Annotated in this window: 1 protein-coding gene; it reads right to left on the reverse strand. The window is 51.6% G+C overall.

All coding sequences use genetic code 11. From position 1 onward, the window contains the following. Nucleotides 1-11: 11 nt before the first annotated feature. Complete coding sequence (locus tag A7K91_RS00060; RefSeq protein ID WP_211274486.1) at nucleotides 12-1,400, reverse strand: IS4 family transposase; 1,389 nt, start codon at nucleotides 1,398-1,400, stop codon at nucleotides 12-14. Between the last annotated feature and the right edge of the window lie 115 nt (nucleotides 1,401-1,515).

Here is a 1,515-nt window from a genome sequence, read left to right on the forward strand (position 1 = left end):
CTTCCTTAAATTTACAGTAAAAAGCGATAGCTGCTCAAGACGTTTTGGAACACTTGGAGTCCACGCCAAAGTACCTTCACACCAGGGTTACCATCGCTTTTTCGGCCCAAAAAGCCACCAAGTTTGGCCAAAGCCAAGACCGCTTCATGAAGGGTAGGCGGCTTGGCAGGAAGCGTTTTGGTTTGATTGGCGATGCGATAAAGCACTTGCCATTCGTCTTCGCTCATTACCTGTGTGCAAGGCGCAGTGGGATCTAGTCGGGATAGGTAGGTCAACCGCTGCAACGAAAGGGCAATGATGGCATACATCAAGATAAGCCTCCGTAGTTTTTCGGCATCGTGTTGCTGCAGCTTCTCAACGCCACAGCCGCTCTTCAAAATATAATGAAACCGCTCGATCTGCCAGCGTTTGACGTACCAGCTCACTTTCTCGTAGGCTTCCTCTCCGCTTGACAGCGGTATGTTTGTTAGTAGAAACCATTCGATCGGTTCCTGATCTGGCAGCGGGGTCACCTCGATGACATGGATGACGGTACAACGGAGGGGCGTGTAGCCTTCTCCTTTATATTTCAAGTGATTGGGCACTTTCACCGTATCTGATTCATAGCGAATCGCAAGTGTCGTTTCCCGTGCAGGCGTTTCTTGACGGGTATCCCGCGGAATGGACACGACCATACGAAGCGCTTCTGGTTGTGCACACACTTTGTCCCACATCCGATGACCATCTGTTTCGGAGATGCGGTTTTGCAAGGCACGAACCACGTAGGATTGCTCGTCTTGTTCCAGCCCATAAAGAAACTCAAAGAAGTCAGCTTCCCGGTCGCCGATGTGAATCAGACGGGTCGTCTCCGGCACGTTCTGGATGCTGGCCTTGGCTGTTTCCGTCCACTTATAGCTTTCTTTTTCAACGTAGGGGCGATTCACGGCACGTTGGCCCTTTAAGGCCGGATCACGCGCCCAGATTTTCTGATGCAGAAGCCCTTGAGGGAGGCCGGACGTTGTCAGCACCAAGGCCGAATGCACGAGCAGTCCCTTCGATTTGGATGAACGGAACTCGCCGAGACCAACGGTCTTCTCACGGGCGCCGAAGTCAATCTCGGTCGTATCCTGCACGCACAAAAACACGGACTCGCCGCTGGCTTTCATCTGTCGTAGGGTCTCCTGGTGATACGTATCCACAATGACTTCTTCGCTCAGATCCGGATGACCCAACAGACGGTAAATGGCCTTCGCTTCCGCTTTATTTTCACTCGCTGCAGCGATGGAAAGTCCAGGGCGGCGAGCCAGCGTTGTCATGGTGGTGATCATTCGCTTCACTGTGCGTCCACAGGTCATGCTCATCCGTTTAAAGTAAGAAAAGTCAGGTGTAGCTAAAGAAGCCGTATCCGTACGTAGCGTCATCGTATGTCCCTGCCTCATTTGAAATGGGTTTACCCCATCATAACGGAGAGAACCTTCGTTGGGTAGCTATGTTTTCAACATCCAGTTTTTTGGAAGCATTGTGGGTCAAGCATAG

The sequence above is a fragment of the Paenibacillus oryzae genome (assembly GCF_001675045.1).
Lineage (GTDB): Bacteria > Bacillota > Bacilli > Paenibacillales > Paenibacillaceae > Pristimantibacillus > Pristimantibacillus oryzae.

Bases quoted from the DNA above. Each gene is read 5' to 3' on its own strand.
- A7K91_RS00060 (WP_211274486.1), bottom strand. From the start codon at position 1,400: ATGACGCTACGTACGGATACGGCTTCTTTAGCTACACCTGACTTTTCT.